We start from the raw sequence: 19161 nt of genomic DNA on the forward strand, positions 1-19161 counted from the left end.
GTATTACCAAATTAATCTACGAATTTACGAGTAAGGAGCTAGTTTTGTTCATGATAACTCGTCGCATTCGCTCCTGCGGGGTCTCGTCTTTCTCGCATTCCCACAGGAGTCTACGTGTATGCAGGCTGCTAAGTACTCTTCTCCCATTTTTGATGTAAAAAACACTTTTCTTACACCAAAGAAGGCAGGATCCAAATGGAATCCTGCCTAATTGAAGGGGAACTTCTATCAAAACGTTCTAAGGTTATTCTCTTTGACAAACACCTCATTTAATAATGATTTGTTTTCGATGAGAAATCGTGATCATTGTTCAAGCGAACCATCCCCTTATTGCTTTATATGTTAGTTTAACGTATAAAGATTGGATGATAGTCTGCGACAAACACCTCATTTCAAAGTGGAAATGACATTATTGCGTTAAGCAACATATGGTGTTACTGATCTTTATGTTACACTTATCACTCTGTGCAAGGTAACCATCCCCTTATTTATCTAATCCAGAATTTACATCTGAAGTTAGATAACTGTCTAGCTCCAGCGCCCTATCGACTTCAATGCTTCCCTCACCTCGTCTACGATAAGTCAACATCGACGCTTGCGCTCTTCGTGTTTCCTTTATCTGTGTAAGGTACACAATCTAAAAGCGCCACGTCGTGTGGCAACGATTGTGTGATCCACATCCTGTGGAACTCAGCTTTTTCCGTCGATAAGCAAGGGCGCTTTCGCTTTTCTTACAGGAACGAATGAAGTTTACATATATAGTGTTTTTTTAAAAAGTCTGGGAAAAATAGCTGTAGATTTTCTTGTCAGCATAGTTTTTAGCTCTTCACGTATGAATAGCATACGCTTTGGTGGCTTAAACTAAACTTTCTTGAACTTCTGGGCTTTTTTTGTCCTTCTTTTTGAATAATACACTAATAGGATTATTAGAATAATCTTTAGCAAACACCTCATTATTGAAGTTTTTGTTTCAATAATATTTAATGGTGCTCCCCTTCAATAAATAGAATGTCCAAGTGAAAAGAATATATACAAAATAAATAAAAAAGATGAGGAATTATTTTTATTTCATTAAGATTGTTGTTACACTATAACTACTTATTATCTGGAGGTTACGTCTAATGACGCTATTAGAAATAAAAAATGTTACGGGAGGATATACAAGAAATCCTGTATTAAAGGATATATCCTTTTCGATCAATGCAAATGAAATAGTCGGATTAATTGGTTTAAATGGTGCAGGGAAAAGTACAACTATCCGTCATATTATTGGATTAATGGAACCGCAAAAAGGCGAAATCACGATAGATGGACTTTCTTTTGAAAAAAATAAGGAAGCTTATCGGAAAAAATTTACCTTTGTACCTGAAACACCTATTCTTTATGATGAATTAACGTTAGAAGAGCATTTGAAAATAACAGCAATGGCTTACGGCTTAACGGAACAACAGTATAAAGAACGATTGAATATATTGTTAAAAGAATTTCGGATGGAAAAAAGGCTAAAATGGTTTCCAGCACATTTTTCTAAAGGAATGAAGCAAAAAGTAATGATTATGTGCGCTTTTTTAGTACAGCCTTCCCTTTATATTGTGGATGAACCATTTGTTGGATTAGATCCATTAGGCATTCAGTCCTTGTTAGATTTGATGAAAAAGATGAAAGAGGATGGTGCAGGGATTTTAATGTCTACACATATTTTAGCAACGGCAGAAAGATATTGTGACCGAATTATCATTCTTCATGAAGGAAACATAAAATGTGCCGGTACAATGGATGAGCTGCGCAAAGAATTTAATATGCCGAATGCGACCCTTGATGATCTATATATTCAATTAACAAAGGAAGAAGATTATGTTTGAGTTTAATGAAAAGCAGCTATGGAAAGATCGAATTGGTCAAACAGCAAAAGAATATATACAGTACTTAAAATATATATTTAATGGACATCTTGTCCTCGTTTTCGTGTTTTTATTAGGGACAGCCGCTTATTATTATCAAGCCTGGCTGCAGCATTTGCCTGAAAATTTTCCAGCTGGAATGATTATGAGCATCCTATTAGCGCTGCTTGTCACAAAAAGTCCTACTTATACTTATTTAAAAGAGGCAGATAAAATATTTTTAATTCCTATTGAAACAAAAATGACGAGTTATTTTAAGAAATGCATGATGGTTAGTTTTATCATTCAAGCTTATTTATTAATTATTGGACTAGGCATTTTAATGCCAATGTATGCACAAATGAACAATCAAAAATTCCATTCATTTTGGTATTTTCTTGTTGTTTTATTTGGAAGCAAAGGATTAAATTTGGTCATTCGCTGGCACATTCAATATTTTATTAATACAACTTATCATTACATAGACAGTATCATTCGATTTTGTGTGAATGCAGTTTTATTATATTTTTTATTTATAAATTCGAATCCCATTTTTATTATTATCCCGTTCTTACTGCTTGTATTTTTATGGATTTATTTTCAATATGCAACAAAAATGAAAGGGGTAAAGTGGGAGTATTTAATTGCCCAAGATGAAAAACGATTAGCATCCTTTTACCTATTTGCCAATATGTTTACAGATGTTCCTAAGTTAAAGAATCGTATAAAAAGAAGGAAGTTATTGGATTTATTTGTCCGCCTGATTAAGTTTGATGGAAATAAAACGTTTACACATTTATTTTGGAGAACATATTTTCGATCTGGCGACTATTTAGGATTAACAATAAGATTAACTGTAATAGGGGCATTGACGTTATTTTTCTTATCATTTGGGCTAGGACAGGTGCTGCTTGTGATATTATTTTTGTTTTTAACTGGTTTGCAGCTTATTCCGTTATGGAATGCGTATCAAGACAAAATTTGGATAGATTTATATCCGCTGCCAACTACGTTAAAGATTAAATCGTTTAAAAACCTTATTTCTACTGTTTTATTGCTGCAGGGAATGTTGTTATCGCTAGCTCTATTTTTTAAAGGTGAGGTATTAATTGCTGTATATTCTATATCCGCAAGCTTTGTTTTTACGTATTTATTTGTTAATTTTTATTTGAATAAGAAGCGTCTTTCCTAGTATAGGAAAGGCGTTTTTAGGCTGTCGACAACACTCGCTTTAAATAAAAAAAACGTATTCTATTCATTCAGATACTTTCACAGTAAAAAATTCGGGAACATAATGGTTTGTTTTGCGTATGTATACAATAATAAGTGAGGGAAAGGACAATTTAAAGTAAAAGTAGTTTATAAAGGTTCATAAAAACTTCTTATTTTATTATTATCTTTATTTTTATAATAAAACTAAGAGGTGATATTAATGAGATATTATTCAATAAGTGCATTTGCTGAATGGATAGGAAAAACAACACAAACATTAAGAAATTGGAATAAACAAAATACTTTTAAACTACAACATGTGACAGATGAAGAAGTTGATGGAAAGTGATCCTTGCAAAGAAAATAAGGATAAAACCAACGAAAGAACAGGAACATCAGCTTTGGAAATCAGCAGGAACAGCTCGCTGGGCATATAACTGGACATTGGGAAAGCAAGAAGGAAACTACAAAAACGGTGGCAAATTTATTTCTAATAATGATCTTCGTAAAGAATTGACTGCTTTGAAACAAACGAAAGAATATGCTTGGTTGTATAAGGTATCGAATAATATCACAAAGCAAGCTATCAAAGATGCTTGTGATGCGTATAAGAAATTCTTTAAGAAACAAGCAAACAAACCACGTTTCAAAAGCAGAAAGAAATCAAAACCGTCTTTTTACAATGACCCTATCAAGCTAAAAATCAAAAAGAATAAGGTGTTAATTGAAAAAGTTGGTTGGATTAAAACGTCTGAACATTTGCTGATGGGCGTAAAGTACTCTAATCCAAGAATAAGCTTTGATGGTAAGTACTGGTACCTGTCTGTTGGGATTGAAGAAGAAATGCAATCAACGGAATTATCAGATGTTTCGCTAGGAATTGATGTTGGTGTGAAAGAACTAGCGATATGTTCAGATGGTAGAAAGTTTAAAAACATTAACAAGACAAAAGTAGTAAAAAAGGCAGAGAAACGCCTTCGTCGGTTGCAGCGTCAAGTTTCTCGAAAATATCAAATGAACAAGGAGGGAGTCCGTTTCGTCAAAACAAGCAATATTATAAAAATCGAGAAACAGATTCAACGACTATATAGAAGATTGACAAATATTAGAGCCAATCATCTTCATCAAACTACAAACGATATCGTGAGAACCAAACCATATCGAATTGTAATAGAAACCTTAAGCATCAAAGGAATGATGAAGAACAAACATTTGTCAAAAGCCATCGCAAAACAAAAGCTATATGAATTCAAACGACAAATCCAGTATAAATGTGAGAAACATGGCATTGAATTTGTTGAAGCTGATAAATGGTATCCATCTTCTAAAATGTGTTCATGTTGTGGGGCTATTAAAGAAGACCTAAAGCTATCTGACCGAATATATCAATGTGATTGTGGTCTTATGGTAGATAGGGATTTGAACGCGTCTATCAACTTATCACATTATTAATTAGCAAATTAACACCTAAACGTTATTGCTAATATGTAGGATTCGTTGTATCCGAATTTACGCCCTAGGAGTGTCATATCAAACGAGAGTAGCTTTGGCAAAATCGGACACGAAGAACAGGGAAATAAACATATTTTATAGATTTTTATAAGGTATTGGCAACGGAATAAGCATGAATGCATATGAAAAAAAAGTTTACATAGAAGTTTCTGAATGGAAACGAAAGGTGTTAAAACGATCATCTATGTTCAATCGAATGTCAAAAAAAGCCCAAAATAAAATGAATGCGATTATTCCTGCTAAAATACATGAAGTGATTACAGAAGCCATAAAGCAAATGATAAACACCACTTTAGCGGGATCAAATAAATTAACGAAAAAAAATCAGCATCTGAATCTTACTTTAATAGAAAAAGATGAATTAATGGATAAAAAAATCGATATTTACAAAAAAACTGCAAGTGTAGAAGGTGCCGGCACTGGTGCAGGAGGCATCCTTTTAGGATTAGCGGATTTTCCTTTGTTATTGTCTATTAAGATGAAGTTCCTAATGGAGGCAGCTTCTTTATATGGATATGATACAGATCAATATGAAGAACGAGTATTTTTGCTTTATATTTTTCAGCTAGCTTTTTCAAGTGAAGAGAAAAGAAAAGTGATTTTTGATATTGTTGAAAATTGGGAGGAGCGGAAGTCAGAAGTGCTGCAGCTTGATTGGAAAGAATTGCAGCAAGAGTATCGAGATTATATCGATTTTGTTAAAATGCTTCAGCTTGTTCCAGGAATTGGGGCGGCTGTTGGAGCGTATGCCAATTATAATTTAATTGATCAATTAGGGGAAGTAGCAAAAAATGTGTATCGGATAAGAGATTTAAAAAAACTTCCATCTGTTGAGGGGGAATAACCTCAATAGATGGAAGTACCAATTATTTGATGGCAGATAACGCTGCATCCTCAGAAAATGCACTGTGATATTGTACGGCTGCAGAACATAGTGTTTTGGCAGCAATTAACATCGATTTTTCATTTATATCAAATTTTGGATGATGATGTGGATACGTTGGACCATCTGTATCTGGTTTGGCACCTGTAAAGAAGAAGGTCCCTTTTATATGGTTCAGATAATAAGAAAAATCTTCACCAGTTAAATCAGGATCGCATTCCAATGCATCGACACCAGAAATGGCTGCAGCACATTCAGCAAGATACTGTGTTTCGCTAGGATGATTCACGACAGCAGGATAGCCTTTTTCATATTGAAAAGTATACGTACTGTTTGCTGTGTAGCATGTACCTTTAATTACTCGTTCCATTTCCTCTACAATAAGGTTTTGAGCTTCTTCCTTATATGTACGAACGGTACCAGTTAAAACAGCAGTATCTGCAATGACATTATTGGCTGTACCAGATTGAAAGGTGCCAATCGTTAATACCGCAGAATCAATTGGATTAACTTTTCTGCTGACTATTTGTTGAAGATTTACAACTAATTGCGAGGCCGTAACAATCGAATCTTTTGTTTTATGAGGCTGGGCACCATGTCCGCCTTGGCCTTGGATCGTTATTTTAAAACCGTCTGCCGCCGCCATCATTGGACCGCTGCGGTAAGCAACTGTACCAGTTGGAATCGTTGCCCATAAATGTGTGCCGAATATAACATCGACTCCTTCTAAGCAGCCTGCTTCAATCATTGGTTTAGCACCGCCGGGCGACATCTCTTCTGCATGTTGATGAATAAATACAAACGTTCCAGATAAAGACTCTTTATTTTTTTCTAATACTTTAGCTAACATTAATAAAGTCGCAGTATGTCCATCATGTCCGCATGCATGCATAACACCAGCGACTTTTGATTGATAAGGGACATCTTTTTCATCTTGGATTGGTAATGCATCAAAATCGGCTCGGAGCGCAACAGTTTTTCCTGGTTTGCCGCCATATACTTTTGCGATTACTCCGTTTCCTCCTATATTCCCTTTTACTTCTATCCCTAATTTTTCATAATAAGAAATGATGTATTGCGCTGTTTTATGTTCCGCGTAAGAAAGCTCTGGATATTGATGGAGGTATCTTCTAATGGATACCATCTCCTCATAACCGCTTTCTAAATCTTGAAAAAGAGTTTCGATCATCCAATTCACCCCGTAGAAAGTTCAGAATATTTATTTTTATATTATATCACGATAAATTAAATGATAGGGAATAATTTTGTTTAGTGGGGAGAAGTCTAAATTGACAATTATAATAAACGATGCTTATTATGCAAAGTAATAGGAAATATACACCAAAAAGTATTATTTTGATGTATGGATTTCATGATAGGAAGGATTTTATCTGTTTTTTTTAATAGGCTGTTTTCTCAAAGTTTGTTGTTTTTCACGTAAAACTCCCATGGAGACTCGTCCCTCGTCTCCACCATCTAACATGAAAAAGGAATAATTGTTCCATTTTTGTATAGTGCAAATTATTATTGGATAAAATAGATAATTTGCCTTGCTTACAAAATAGCCTTTTTCATACAAAAAAATGAGAGTAGAAGTACTCAGCAGACTGAATACACGTAGACTCCCATTAAAACTAAAAAGAGAAAAGTTAATAAATTTAGTCAGTAATGATTGTTCCTTCTACCATCTGAATTCTATGGTCAGCGAGAATTTCTAAATCTTCTTTGTTGTGACTAGCAATAATTATAAGTGCTCCCCTTTCTCTTTCTTCTAATAACATTTTACGTACAAGTTCTATTCCGTTTTCATCAAGTGCATTAGTGGGTTCATCTAATAAAATAATACTTGGTTTTTCAAAGATAGCTTGTGCAATACTTAATCTTTGTTTCATCCCTAACGAAAATTTTTTTACTTTTAACTTACTGTTACTATCAAGCCCTACTCTATTTATTGCGGCTTTTATATCCTCATCTGTAGCCACTTTTTTAATTTTACTTAGTATTTTTAAATTGGTATAAGCATCAAACTGAGGTAATAAATCAGTATTTTCAATAATTACTCCTATGCTAGAAGGAAAGGAAATATCCTCATGTAATTTTTTATCACCAATGTAAATTGAACCGTTTGTTGGATGAATCAATCCTGAAAGCGCTCTTAGCAACATTGTTTTACCAGATCCATTCCTACCATATATACCATAAATCTGTCCGTCTCTAAAGTTATAATTAATATTAGTCAGTACTTGTCGCCTTTTAATTACTTTAAATAAATTCTGAACACTTATATTTGTCATCATTTGCCCCCTATAAAAAATCAATTGATTTTATTCTTTTTACTGAAAATATCAAAACTATTCCTATTAAAGTGATTATTGTTATTAGTGCAGGGATATAGTGAATAATAACTAAACTGTTAGAAAAAATATTCAGACGAGACCCCATTGCATAGTTTGGAATTAATAAATATATAAAAAATCCCTTTATATTGTATTTAAACATTAGATCAGCTCCAATAATGGCTCCTACAACGTATGTGTTAATGCTTAAAAATGCTATCTGGGGACTAAAATATAATTCTAAATATAACTGTAAGATTAATAGAAAAAGGAAAGTAATATAATACATCAGAATAGCTTTTAATATTAATATATTAACTATAAACTCTGAATTACTATAGAAAAAAAAGGTAATATAGTATGAAACAACACTTTGTATGAAGATTAATGCCATCAATTTAATAGCAACCCAAAAATAACGCAATATTATCCACTTTACCCTATTGTAATTCCGTACCATTAAATATTGTCCGTACCCATTAAGTACTTCTTTTACATTTCCTGAAAAATAAAAACTGATACTTACAAATGAGAGATACCAAAACATTAACAACCTGTAATCAGCTAATAGAGGTATCCCCATGAAAAAGTTTAAACCATCAGGAATCTCAGGATACCATTTAGCTATAATTGGCCCATACATCCAACATTGCAATGTAAAAGCAATTAAAATGATAAAAAATAGGCTTCTACCTTTCATAAAATATGAAGTCCTTTTCATTAAATATTATTTTACCTACAATATATAAAATAATAGCTAATCCTAGCTGGCGAATATAGATAAAACTTAAAATAGTGAAGTCCCACACGTCACTTAATAACATTTCATATATACGTATATCCTCGATAGGGACCCAAAACGGAGTTTCAATAAAATAACTTAAAGCAACTAAAATAAATGTTATGACAATAGCAATATTTTTTGAATGAAACCAGTCCTCAAGGATTTTATCTAATATTCCTATCCACCAATATAAAAATACCATGGCAACACCATTTAAGAAGGTGATTATGTAAAAATTATGATCTAACATTATATCATTTCCAATAAAAATAAAAGTAAATACTACATTTACTATTAAAAATGATCCAACAAAAAGTAAGGAGGAAAAGAAGATATTGGCTATATGGCCGTGAAATAATTTTACTCTATCTGATTTTCGAGTAAGATAGGAAGTTTCCTCTTTTATTGCAAGAATATTCATAAATAGTAAAAATACTAAGGATAAGATGGTTAATACCCTTAGTGAACTATAGCCTTGTAAACTTCCATTCATAATTAACAGTATATTGTCATTTGAACTGGAAATAAATGTATCGTTTTGCATATACCATATAATAGAGAAAAACAGCAGTACAATCAAAACTGAAATAACGTATTTTTTTAATTTATATTTCATCCGTTTTTACCCTATATAAAAATGTGAAAATTGGTAACAAGACTAATAAAAGTAAATACTGTATTTCAGCAGGAATAATATCATCAAACCCGTATTCTGTAAAAGGCTGAAATAAATTCATGAGTGAATTATTAAGAATAATTAAGGTAAACCATATAAAAAATGCAGCAGGGTAAGAGTATTTACTGTTTTTAAAAATCATACTGACACTTGCTCCCAATGCTCCAGCTAATCCAGAAAAAATACTTACATTTAATAAAAAAGAAAGAGCAGTTAAAAAAGGATTATTTAAGCTAAATTCATGTAATAAATCATCACCAAAACTCATTTCAAATAATCCAAACGAAAACGTTCCCCCAGCAAAAAGAATATAAGAAAGAATTAAATTTAAAACTAAAGCTGTAAGCATTGTAATAAATGGAACTAAAAAAGACATAATAAACTTATTCCTTATGTAAATTTTTTTCCCCACTTTTGAAATTATAATCGCATTATATCCATACTTTACATCTTGAATATAATCATCTGAGCATATTATTAAAAAATATATTGGCAGAAACCAAAAAAGTAAAATTTGAGTTATATGCCCTCCCGATCCAGAAAGAAAAAAAGCAATGGCCGGATGATAATCTGTTCCCCATTTTATCTTATTTATATACAAAAAACACACTTCAATTAACGGTACAAAAATAATGATCCAAAAGAAAATCATACTTTTTCTGTTTTTATAAATTCGTAAAAAAGAACTTTTCACATATATCCTCCTAATCAAGCACAATAAAATTATAAGTAAGAATGAAATAATGAATCATTCACAACTTATGGAATAAAAGAAGTAAGAACAGAGCGAGAGCCAACCTTTTTCTCACTCACTTTCTATTTACCATGTTTCCTCATCCCAAATTCCTTCTACTAGATACTGATCCAGATTGTAATTATTATTTTCTGCTGTTAAGTAAACAGTTGTCTGATTTGCTGTAGAGTATGGTTTTACATATGAGGCAGGATCTCCCTCCAATTTGTCTACCGGCGCAGATACATTAGTCTCGTTTTCTTTTTCTAACCAAAAACGAGTAATTGTATTTGACGAATCTGATTCCTCAGACCAAGTCATTTGTACTTTCCATGGATTATCAATACTAGTAGTTTGCCTATATGCACTTTCTTCATATTCTCTTGTATTCAACTGGTATGAAAGAATATGGAATAAATAATCATTATCAAAATTATCTGTTGCATGAGAAACTAGAGGTGAACCCAAAACACCCACTCCGATACCTAATGCTAATCCTAATTGCCCCAACTTACGTTTTGTTGACTTTTTCATATTAACCTCCTAAAAATTTTATTTGCTCTCATGTTTAATTGTATTATTCTTCTAAATTACTTACAATAGTTTCCACGTTGTTATTCTAGATGTTCAAAAAGTTGTCGGAATTTCAAGAAACTTGCAAGTTTTATCCCCAGACTGATTTGGTAAACATAATTGAAGGTGCTGGTTTTTCAATTCTAAAAAGACAGGGACTTTACTCCCTTGAGAAGTACCTACCTTTAGGTAACAAGGCACTACGGTATACATTGCCTGAAGTTCAAAGCGAAGAATATTTCTTTCAATGGATATTGGCAAAAAAAGTTAGAAACACATGAAGTTAAACTGATAATTGCCGCTTAATAACTCGATAAATGGGGGTAAAAGTAAATGTTATTAAAGAAGTTAAAAATTTATAATTACAAAAAATTTGAAGACTTTACCTTAGAGTTTAATAATAACTTTTCTGTAATGATAGGAAATAATGGGGTTGGAAAATCAACGCTATTGGAAGCTATCCACTTGGCCTTAACAAGAACAATCAATGGTAAACCAATCTTTTATGAATTATCACCCTATATATTTAACAGGAAAATAGTAAACCATTTCATAGAAGAAGTAAAAGTTGATAATAAGAAAACTCTTCCAGAAACAAAAATAGAATTATACTTCTCCGAGTCGGAAGATTCTGACCTTAATGAAAATTAATAGGTATAGAGAATAGCGAAAATATTAATGTGCCGGGATTCGTATTTTCTATTAAATTTAATGAGCATTATCGGGAAGAATATCAGCAATATATTGAAAATGAAAATTTTATACATATCCCTACTGAGTACTATACAGTAGAATGGAAAAGTTTCGCGGGAGCGACGATAACTACAAGATCGATTCCAATAAAATCCCATTTAATTGACTCTACGACTACAAGCCTAGCTGCTAGTTCTCAAAAGTATATTATGAAGATAATCTCAGATGTCCTAGATGAAAAACAAAAAGCTAATTTAGCGGTACTCTACCGAAGCTATAAAGAAAAATTCGGTGGGAATCCAAATATATCCTCTATAATGAATGAGAAGAAAAATCTCATGTTAGACGACACAAGGAACTTATCAATATCTCTAGATGTGACTCAAAAGGCTACTTGGGAATCAGCAATTGCTGCTTTCTTAGACGATATCCCTTTCGATTATATTGGTAAAGGTGAACAAAATGTTATAAAGATAACACTTTCTATTGGAAACAGAAAGCCTGAAAGAAGTTTAATATTAATAGAGGAACCGAAGAGTCATCTTTCATTTTCAAACATGAGAATTTTATTAGATAAAATCACATCCGAATATTCTGATCAACAATTACTTATTACTACCCATAGTTCGTATGTATTAAATAAAATGGCAATGGAAACTGTTATCCTTTTTGGTGATAATAGAAGTGGGAAGTTAAATCAGTTGCCAAAGGACACAAGGGATTATTTCCAAAAACTACCGAACTATGACCCTTTAAGATTTATTTTATCTAAAAGGGTAATATTGGTAGAGGGACCAGCAGACGATTTAATTATTCAAAAAGCCTATTATCAAAAATATAATAAACTTCCGTTAGATGATGGGATAGATGTCATATCAGTTAACGGGCTTTCTTTTAAAAGATTTCTAGACATAGCAAAGTTGCTAAATATAAATACTGTAGTAGTTACAGATAACGATCATGATTTTGAAAAGAATATAATTAATAAATATAAGGACTACATGGAAGGTGCCATTAAAGTGTGTTTTAGCATAAATAATGAGCTGAATACATTAGAACCACAGGTCTTAAAGTGTGATAGTGGCAATTAAAAACAATACTAGGAAAACATGATAAGTCTGAAGAAGAGTTGCTAGAATTTATGCTTAAAAACAAAACTGATTGGGCATTAAAAGTATTTTTGAACAACGAAATACATTTAAATTTTCCGGAGTACATAAGTTATGCCATCCAATAAGAGAATCATTAAGGCTGCTGCTGGAACAGGAAAGACTACGTTATTAATAGGAGAAGCAGTAAGAAACTATAACGAAGGAAAAGTACTGTACCTTACATATACGAATGCAAATTTAAACTCTATGAAGTATGATCTTATGGACTCAGTAGGAGTTATACCCTCGAACATAAAATGTAAGACATGGACAGAGTTTTTGCTTAATGAGGGTGCTAGGCCATATCGAAAGGTTATGGGAGGACCGGAAATAGAAGGGATTAATTTTTGTTCGTTAGGGGAGATACCACGGTTAAAAGGTGTAACAGCTACTAATTGGAGGTATTATTACGACTTCCAAGGAAGACTATATTATGAAAGGCTGGCTCAATTTTGCTATGTAATATTAGAAGCTTCTGTTGGAGCAATCATTGATAGACTCGAAAAAATTTATTCCACGATTCTTATAGATGAGATTCAAGACATGGGAGGATACGATTTAAAAATAATCGAGGCTATTTACCGGTCTAGCCTAAATCTTGTAGTTGTAGGAGACCACAGACAAGCAACATATTCAACAAACTTTGGACCTTTTCTTAGCAAATATAGAGGGGTTAATATCTTTAATTTCTTTACGGAAGTGTTAAAGCACGATAATCTAGAAACCTTAGAAGTATGCCACCGTTGTCCACAGATAGTTTGTGATTTAGCAAACATCTTGTATAGTGACCTTAATATGCAATCAGCAAAGAAAGTTGAGAAGGAAGATGCGGGAACATTTCTGGTCAGTATGGATAATATATCCTTGTTTTTAAACATTATAAGCCAACAGTACTCCTACTATGATATAAGAGCGCTTAGAAAGTTCAGATCCTTCCTCGATGAAGAATGTAACTTTGAATCAATAACTTTTGGCAAATCAAAGGGGTTAAGCTTTGATAATGTTTTAATACTTCCCACAAAAGAAATGGAATATCACATTATAAATGGTAGACACAAAATGTCGAATTCAGTAATAGCTCAGTTTTATGTAGCCATTACAAGAAGCAAAAATAATGTTGCGATTTTAACAGAAAAACCTTCTTACTTTGACTTTTTGAATAAATGGGAAATAATCAGTCAAGAGGAAGTGTTAAAATATGATATTACTATTTTCATTATTTCATAATAGCCTATGCATACATTAAGTCTATGATGTGATTACATAAACTTTTTTAGAAAGAAGGTTTTGACTTGGAAGTGAAAATTACTGATTTTGTTGGCAAGGGAGCCTCATTACTTTTTAATTTTCCTATGTATACAAATATTAAGTATGATTTAGCAGTTGAAACAAGGGAAGAACTTGAAGTTTTAGACTATAATGAAGAATTCGGCCCCACAATCCTTAATCACACGGAATTTGTTGAAGGAAAGGATTTTAAATTTTTAAAGACCATCTTCTTAAAGGAACATAATATTTATCATTATTGTCCTATGTGTAAAAGAGATACCTATATTGTAAGCTCTAAACATGAGAAGCTTTACGACATTGATCCAGATGATGATATATTAACAGTAGGAACAAATATTAGGTCTGCGGACGAAAATGAGGCACATGAGCAGTACGTAAATGAAAAATTAAAGAGTCGTGCGAAAGTTTTTTTTGAAAAAGTATTTGGTGAAACTAATACTGCTCAAATAACTTTCCATTGTACATCTAAACATCAACATAAAATGTATGTTATTTTTCAAATAACAGAAGATGGTTACTTAATCAAAACAGGGCAATATCCTTCTATAATGGACTTTGAAAAATTTAACGGTTTAGATGACATTTTTGGTAAAGACATCAAATCCAAGAAAGATTTTAGAACTGCTACAATATTAAAAACTCACAATTACGGAGTGGCGGGTTACCTTTATTTAAGAAGAATCTTTGAAAGGTTAATTTTTAATAAAGCTGAAACAGCTAATCCGAAGGGTTACTTATAAAAGAAGAATTTGAAAAGAAAAAAATGCAAGAGAAGGTACAACAATTGCATGAACTAGGGTTAATTCCAGATTATTTAAATGAAAATAAGACATTTATTTATGGAATACTTAGTAAAGGTTTACACCAACTTACAGAAAAAGAGTGTTTAGCAAATTATGATTCTTTAAAAGAATCAATAGTATTAATTCTTAAAGAAAATAGTGAATTAGAGAAAAGGGAAAAGATAAAAAAAGAAACTAACCAAAAACTTAATTCCATCCATACAGAAATGAAAAGCAAGTAATGGATTGTATACTAAGATTCAATCTGTTTGATAAAACTTAGTATCTAGAAAAAAGCATGGAGAAAATCATTTTCTCCATGCTTTTTTCCTCTTAAATAATTACGGTGAACCTTATCATAAATAGTTATCAGTTAACGAAATGCTAACATTTTGCTAACGCCATCTAAGAAATGGGCGTAATTTTTCGTTCAAGATGTTACATTATAAAAGTCTTAAAACGTTGATTTAACGCCATTTTATTAAATGTTGTTAAAGATGTTTCACTTTTCAACCTCATGGGCGGTATGATTTAAAAGTCCGTGGTTATATCCCCAGTACAATTTTTTGGGGCTAAGGTGCGTATAGAACTGATGTTTTTTAGAATTTTTATAATAAGAAATATGTAAAAAATAATTCTAAAGATTCTTTTGCTGGCTTTCCCTACTCCAATTGCTGGCAATCCAACTCTTACGGCAACGGGCAGCAGAACAGCTCCGATTAAGGCAACAGCTGGTGATGGCCAGAAAAAGAAGGAAATAAGCATCATCAGGATGCCGATAATCCAATAAGCTAATCCTGGTGACCGGATTAATTTCGCAAAAGGGGATATCATGACATCATTAATTCCTGTTTGTGTTAATATTTTGCTCATTGCAACAATAATGGAAATAACTAATATAGTAGGCAGCAATTCGGTAATAGCAAAGATAAAGCTGGTGAAAATACTGCTTATCGAACTGCTTAATGATCCAGTAGCTGTAATTGCCAATAAAAATATTCCAACTATACAAATGAAAGTAGTATCACGCTTCATCACCATAAATCCGATAATAAAAAGTATAAATAAAACATATATCCAGTGAAGTGCTGTTAATTCTATACCCATATTATATTACTCCCTTCTAATCCGCTTAAGAAAACGTATAGGCATTTGCCACGATTCGGATTAATACAGCGTATGAATGGAGTTGTATTTGGTGATAGGGAAAAACAATTTCTCTTTAAAAAATGAAGATAGTATGAATAGCGGATAACTCCTTCTCAAGATGGATAAAAAATCATCTATGGAATGAACAAACAGAGCTGAAAAAATAGTAAACTAAAATAAGAAAATAGTTGAATTTTTATGTTGAATAAAAAAGGTGAGGAAGAGGAAAGGAGAAAGAATTTGCGTAGCAAATCATTATATCAAATTATGTTTGCCATCTGCTTATTAGCAGTTGGAGTAGCTATATTGCTCGTAAATATTGGTGTCATTTCCTTGGAAATAAAACAGCTTTTTGTCGTATCTTATCCATTTCTGTTATTAGTGTACGGATTGATTTCTTTTGCCGGCAATATAATAAATAGAACAAGTAATTATTTCTTTTCTTTATTCATTATTATCTTTTCGAGCTTTTTAGTGCTTGATCGATTGCATGTGATTAGCTTTCAATTTGTTGAGTTTTGGAAACTATGGCCTCTTATTATTATATTTAGTGCAATAAGATTTCTATTTGGATATACAAAAAAAGAAGTCAGATTATCAAAGGATTTTTCCATTGGAGATGTTAAGCTGAATCATGATAATTGGGCAGTGGAACCGATGGAATTATATAATAGCATCGGTGATTATTTTATTGATTTCAGCAAAGCCTATATTCCGGAAAAAGAAACAACGATTGAAATAAATGGTTGGATCGGCGATATAAAAATATTAATTCCAGATGACTTGCCTGTAAATATTGAAGGTGAAGTGAAAATAGGGGATCTGCGAATTTTCCATTCCTCTAAAGATGGGATAAAGAACAGATTAGCCTATAAATCTCCTGATTATGATCAAGCAGTGAAAAAAATCAATCTGCAAATCTATTTAAAAATTGGTGATATTCGAATTGAAAGAGTATAGAGGTGTGTTGTGAAGAAAACAAAAGGAATTCGCTATTGGTATTTTCAAAGTTTTTTTATGACAAGCATCATTAGTTCATTGCTTCTATTTATTGGGACGCAAGTCTATTTGTATTTTTATAATAATCCAGTTTTTACGACAAAAACGTCATTTTGGCTTTTTATCAACAGTCTGCTTGTTACGTTGCTAGTTGGTTTGTATTTTGCTTTGAAGGAAAGTGGAGTTTTAAGCAACCAGTTAGGAGATGTATTATTGTTTGTATCTACATTAAGAAGAGGCAAATTTGCAGAAAGAATGGATGTGTCCAATAAAGAAATGATTGGACATATAAGTGAAGAATTGAACCAGCTTGCTACTTATTTACAAGAATTAGTCCAATCATTGCAAAGGCTTGCGAATGAAAAAACAACACTCGCAAAAACAGCGCATACAGCAGCTGTCATGGAAGAAAGACAGCGTTTGGCAAGAGATTTGCATGATGTTGTCAGTCAACAGCTTTTTGCATTAAATATGATGTCATCGGCTGCCTATAGAATTTTTGACACCAATCCAGAGCAGGCAAAAATACAATTAAAGGAAATTGTAGAGATTGCAGGAAAAGCACAAGGAGAAATGCGTGCATTATTGCTGCATTTGCGCCCAATTGAATTAAGCAATGACAGTTTATGCGACGGAATAATCAAATTGATCCAAGAACTAAAAGAAAAAACACATTTACATTTTACTGCAAGTATTGATGAAATTGAGTCTTTATCATCTGCAGTACAGGAGCACTTGTTTCGGATTGTTCAAGAAGCATTATCCAATGTTCTCCGTCATTCACATGCAAAAAAAGTGAAGATGACATTAGAGGAGAAAGATGCATATGCTTATTTACATATAAATGATGATGGAATGGGGTTTGACCCAACGGTTGAAAGAAAAGCTTCCTATGGATTAAAAACAATGCGGGAACGCTGTGAAGAAATTGGTGGGATGATAGAAATTCGATCAAAAGTCGGAGAGGGAACGTATATAGACATCCGTATACCGATAAAGGGGTGATAAGAATGATTAAAGTGGTTGTCGTAGATGATCATGAAATGGTAAGAAAGGGAATTGTTTCGTATTTAGCAACCGAACCTACTATAAAAGCGGTAGGAGAGGCAAATGGTGGCTATCATGCAATAGAGGTTGTAGCAGAGGAAAAGCCTGATGTAGTATTAATGGACTTATTAATGGAAAAAGGAAATGGCATCGAGGCAACGAAGGCGATTTTAAAAAATTTCCCCCAATGTAAGGTCATTATTATTACAAGCTTTTATGATGAAACACAAGTAATACCAGCAATTGAAGCGGGTGCATTTAGTTATTTGCTGAAAACAGCAACCGCTCGGGAAGTAGTAGATGCTATTCATAAAGCGTTTGCCGGTGAAACGGTGATTGAGCCGAAAGTAGCCAATGTAATGTTAAAAAAGCTTCGTCCTTCAGAAAAAAAACCTCATGATGATCTAACTGAAAGAGAACTAGAAGTGCTTATGTGCATCGGGGAAGGCATGACCAATCAAACAATTAGTGAAGAATTATATATCGGGGTTAAAACAGTGAAAACGCATGTAAGCAATATTCTTGCGAAGTTGGACGTATCAGATCGTACACAGGCAGCGGTGTATGCCAATAGGAACGGAGTGGTAAAATCTTTCAAGAAAGAGAATTAATCTGCTTCGGAACATTCTTTTTAAAAAAGGTTGTTTTCGTATAGATTGTTGTTTTTAAACTCGCAGCCTGAATACACTTCTCTTTCCGTGGGCGAGCGTCGAGCCTCCTCGTCGCATACGCTCCTGCGGGGTCTCGTCTTTCTCGCATTCCCACAGGAGTCTACGTGTATGCAGGCTGCTAAGAAACACTTTTCCAAATGTATTATGTAAAAAACAACTAACTTTGAGAAAACAGCCTTAAAGAAAAATAGTTCAAAACTTTAAGGCTAATCGAAGGCGACTTTTGATTAGCCTTAATTTTGTTATTATTTTTTCTCTTCTGGGATGATATGGTAGGTTACATATGATTTGCTATAGAACATATTGTTTTGTTGAATTTTCCACTCATCTGGAATCGGACCTGCAATTGGGAATGTTTGGGGAGAAGCGAAACTTTCCCATTGTTTGAAGGAATCCGGGTCTCTCCATAATGATAATACTAGATAAGCATCTCCTTTTACTGAACGCAGAAAACGGACGGCTGCATACGGTTTGCTGCTTATTTCTAACTTTTGGACTGTTTTATGTTCAAAAATCGGTTTTGATATATCTTCTAAAGAAAAATGATTGATTACTACATATCCCTTATTTTCTAATTGTCCAAATGAATATAAAATATCGAATTTTCTTGGCGTCTTGAAAAAGCTTTTGCCATCAGATTCATGTACTAATGTTGCTTGATCTTGATTTGTGCTTTGCATAAGCAGCATGTTTTCTGCAGAGAAGTATTTTTCATATTTTTTTTCTAAAAAATCGTACGTTCCATTTGCAATAAAAATTTGCATAAAATATACCTCCTTTATTATTAGTA

At 32.7% G+C, this 19161-nt stretch carries 19 protein-coding genes and 2 pseudogenes; 13 read left to right on the plus strand and 8 right to left on the minus strand.

Annotated features, from left to right (window positions below):
- Positions 1-1121: 1121 nt before the first annotated feature.
- The 5 genes and pseudogenes from ACTYA4_RS11705 to ACTYA4_RS11725 all read left to right on the plus strand — a co-directional run bounded on the left by ACTYA4_RS11705 (position 1122) and on the right by ACTYA4_RS11725 (position 5448).
- Positions 1122-1862 (plus strand): ABC transporter ATP-binding protein, encoded by a 741-nt coding sequence (locus tag ACTYA4_RS11705; RefSeq protein ID WP_443481729.1) that lies wholly within the window; start codon positions 1122-1124, stop codon positions 1860-1862.
- Positions 1855-3072, plus strand: a complete 1218-nt coding sequence (locus ACTYA4_RS11710) for an ABC transporter permease (RefSeq protein WP_443481730.1) — start codon at positions 1855-1857, stop codon at positions 3070-3072. The genes ACTYA4_RS11705 and ACTYA4_RS11710 overlap by 8 nt, the downstream gene beginning before the upstream one ends.
- A gap of 240 nt (positions 3073-3312) precedes the next feature.
- Positions 3313-3420: pseudogene (locus ACTYA4_RS11715) on the plus strand (IS607 family transposase); the annotation flags it as partial.
- Positions 3421-3437: 17 nt separating this feature from the next.
- Positions 3438-4544, plus strand: a complete 1107-nt coding sequence (locus ACTYA4_RS11720; protein WP_443481731.1) for an RNA-guided endonuclease InsQ/TnpB family protein — start codon at positions 3438-3440, stop codon at positions 4542-4544.
- A gap of 172 nt (positions 4545-4716) precedes the next feature.
- The gene (locus tag ACTYA4_RS11725; protein WP_443481732.1) at positions 4717-5448 is read left to right on the plus strand and encodes an EcsC family protein; all 732 of its coding nucleotides are present in this window, start codon (positions 4717-4719) and stop codon (positions 5446-5448) included.
- Between the two features lie 22 nt (positions 5449-5470).
- Here the strand turns inward: ACTYA4_RS11725 and ACTYA4_RS11730 are convergent, their stop codons facing one another.
- The 6 genes from ACTYA4_RS11730 to ACTYA4_RS11755 form a co-directional block, all read right to left on the minus strand.
- Positions 5471-6676, minus strand: a complete 1206-nt coding sequence (locus ACTYA4_RS11730) for a M20 family metallopeptidase (RefSeq protein ID WP_443481733.1) — start codon at positions 6674-6676, stop codon at positions 5471-5473.
- A 469-nt stretch (positions 6677-7145) separates the two neighbouring features.
- Entirely contained in the window at positions 7146-7781 is a 636-nt protein-coding gene (locus ACTYA4_RS11735) for an ATP-binding cassette domain-containing protein (protein WP_443481734.1), read from the minus strand.
- A 10-nt stretch (positions 7782-7791) separates the two neighbouring features.
- The gene (locus ACTYA4_RS11740; RefSeq protein ID WP_443481735.1) at positions 7792-8523 is read right to left on the minus strand and encodes a DUF2705 family protein; all 732 of its coding nucleotides are present in this window, start codon (positions 8521-8523) and stop codon (positions 7792-7794) included.
- Positions 8513-9223, minus strand: a complete 711-nt coding sequence (locus ACTYA4_RS11745; protein WP_443481736.1) for a WxPxxD family membrane protein — start codon at positions 9221-9223, stop codon at positions 8513-8515. The genes ACTYA4_RS11740 and ACTYA4_RS11745 overlap by 11 nt, the downstream gene beginning before the upstream one ends.
- Positions 9213-9977 carry a DUF2705 family protein gene (locus ACTYA4_RS11750; RefSeq protein ID WP_443481737.1) on the minus strand — a complete coding sequence of 255 codons (765 nt, stop codon included), beginning with the start codon at positions 9975-9977 and terminating at the stop codon, positions 9213-9215. The genes ACTYA4_RS11745 and ACTYA4_RS11750 overlap by 11 nt, the downstream gene beginning before the upstream one ends.
- 126 nt (positions 9978-10103) lie before the next feature.
- Positions 10104-10550 carry a DUF2712 domain-containing protein gene (locus tag ACTYA4_RS11755; RefSeq protein ID WP_443481738.1) on the minus strand — a complete coding sequence of 149 codons (447 nt, stop codon included), beginning with the start codon at positions 10548-10550 and terminating at the stop codon, positions 10104-10106.
- 372 nt (positions 10551-10922) lie between these two features.
- Here ACTYA4_RS11755 and ACTYA4_RS11760 point away from each other — a divergent pair, with 372 nt between their 5' ends.
- From ACTYA4_RS11760 to ACTYA4_RS11780, 5 genes are all read left to right on the plus strand, one after another.
- Positions 10923-11240 (plus strand): AAA family ATPase, encoded by a 318-nt coding sequence (locus tag ACTYA4_RS11760; RefSeq protein ID WP_443481739.1) that lies wholly within the window; start codon positions 10923-10925, stop codon positions 11238-11240.
- 29 nt (positions 11241-11269) lie between these two features.
- Positions 11270-12373, plus strand: coding sequence for an ATP-dependent nuclease (locus ACTYA4_RS11765; protein WP_443481740.1), 1104 nt, complete (start codon positions 11270-11272; stop codon positions 12371-12373).
- Positions 12374-12505: 132 nt separating this feature from the next.
- Positions 12506-13660, plus strand: a complete 1155-nt coding sequence (locus ACTYA4_RS11770; protein WP_445505659.1) for a UvrD-helicase domain-containing protein — start codon at positions 12506-12508, stop codon at positions 13658-13660.
- Between the two features lie 65 nt (positions 13661-13725).
- Positions 13726-14463, plus strand: coding sequence for a hypothetical protein (locus ACTYA4_RS11775; protein WP_443481743.1), 738 nt, complete (start codon positions 13726-13728; stop codon positions 14461-14463).
- Positions 14464-14507: 44 nt separating this feature from the next.
- Positions 14508-14747 (plus strand): hypothetical protein, encoded by a 240-nt coding sequence (locus ACTYA4_RS11780; RefSeq protein WP_445505660.1) that lies wholly within the window; start codon positions 14508-14510, stop codon positions 14745-14747.
- Positions 14748-15159: 412 nt separating this feature from the next.
- Here ACTYA4_RS11780 and ACTYA4_RS11785 read toward each other — a convergent pair.
- Positions 15160-15612, minus strand: a pseudogene (locus tag ACTYA4_RS11785) (hypothetical protein); the annotation flags it as partial.
- A gap of 282 nt (positions 15613-15894) precedes the next feature.
- On the opposite strand from ACTYA4_RS11785, the gene liaF reads away from it, so the two are divergent.
- From liaF to ACTYA4_RS11800, 3 genes are read left to right on the plus strand one after another with little or no spacing between them, the layout of a single operon-like run.
- Positions 15895-16614 carry a cell wall-active antibiotics response protein LiaF gene (liaF, locus tag ACTYA4_RS11790; protein WP_443481745.1) on the plus strand — a complete coding sequence of 240 codons (720 nt, stop codon included), beginning with the start codon at positions 15895-15897 and terminating at the stop codon, positions 16612-16614.
- Between the two features lie 9 nt (positions 16615-16623).
- Positions 16624-17658: a sensor histidine kinase gene (locus ACTYA4_RS11795; RefSeq protein WP_443481746.1), complete on the plus strand. Its 1035-nt coding sequence runs from the start codon at positions 16624-16626 to the stop codon at positions 17656-17658.
- A 5-nt stretch (positions 17659-17663) separates the two neighbouring features.
- Complete coding sequence (locus tag ACTYA4_RS11800) at positions 17664-18311, plus strand: response regulator (RefSeq protein ID WP_443481747.1); 648 nt, start codon at positions 17664-17666, stop codon at positions 18309-18311.
- Positions 18312-18616: 305 nt separating this feature from the next.
- Here the strand turns inward: ACTYA4_RS11800 and ACTYA4_RS11805 are convergent, their stop codons facing one another.
- Positions 18617-19135 (minus strand): antibiotic biosynthesis monooxygenase family protein, encoded by a 519-nt coding sequence (locus ACTYA4_RS11805; protein ID WP_443481748.1) that lies wholly within the window; start codon positions 19133-19135, stop codon positions 18617-18619.
- Positions 19136-19161: the final 26 nt, after the last annotated feature.

Source organism: Niallia yueguangensis, assembly GCF_052663115.1.

Coding starts and splice junctions, on each gene's coding strand:
- ACTYA4_RS11705 (WP_443481729.1), top strand. CDS start 1,122: ATGACGCTATTAGAAATAAAAAATGTTACGGGAGGATATACAAGAAAT.
- ACTYA4_RS11710 (WP_443481730.1), top strand. CDS start 1,855: ATGTTTGAGTTTAATGAAAAGCAGCTATGGAAAGATCGAATTGGTCAA.
- ACTYA4_RS11725 (WP_443481732.1), top strand. CDS start 4,717: ATGAATGCATATGAAAAAAAAGTTTACATAGAAGTTTCTGAATGGAAA.
- ACTYA4_RS11730 (WP_443481733.1), bottom strand. CDS start 6,676: ATGATCGAAACTCTTTTTCAAGATTTAGAAAGCGGTTATGAGGAGATG.
- ACTYA4_RS11735 (WP_443481734.1), bottom strand. CDS start 7,781: ATGACAAATATAAGTGTTCAGAATTTATTTAAAGTAATTAAAAGGCGA.
- ACTYA4_RS11740 (WP_443481735.1), bottom strand. CDS start 8,523: ATGAAAGGTAGAAGCCTATTTTTTATCATTTTAATTGCTTTTACATTG.
- ACTYA4_RS11745 (WP_443481736.1), bottom strand. CDS start 9,223: ATGAAATATAAATTAAAAAAATACGTTATTTCAGTTTTGATTGTACTG.
- ACTYA4_RS11755 (WP_443481738.1), bottom strand. CDS start 10,550: ATGAAAAAGTCAACAAAACGTAAGTTGGGGCAATTAGGATTAGCATTA.
- ACTYA4_RS11760 (WP_443481739.1), top strand. CDS start 10,923: ATGTTATTAAAGAAGTTAAAAATTTATAATTACAAAAAATTTGAAGAC.
- ACTYA4_RS11770 (WP_445505659.1), top strand. CDS start 12,506: ATGCCATCCAATAAGAGAATCATTAAGGCTGCTGCTGGAACAGGAAAG.
- ACTYA4_RS11800 (WP_443481747.1), top strand. CDS start 17,664: ATGATTAAAGTGGTTGTCGTAGATGATCATGAAATGGTAAGAAAGGGA.
- ACTYA4_RS11805 (WP_443481748.1), bottom strand. CDS start 19,135: ATGCAAATTTTTATTGCAAATGGAACGTACGATTTTTTAGAAAAAAAA.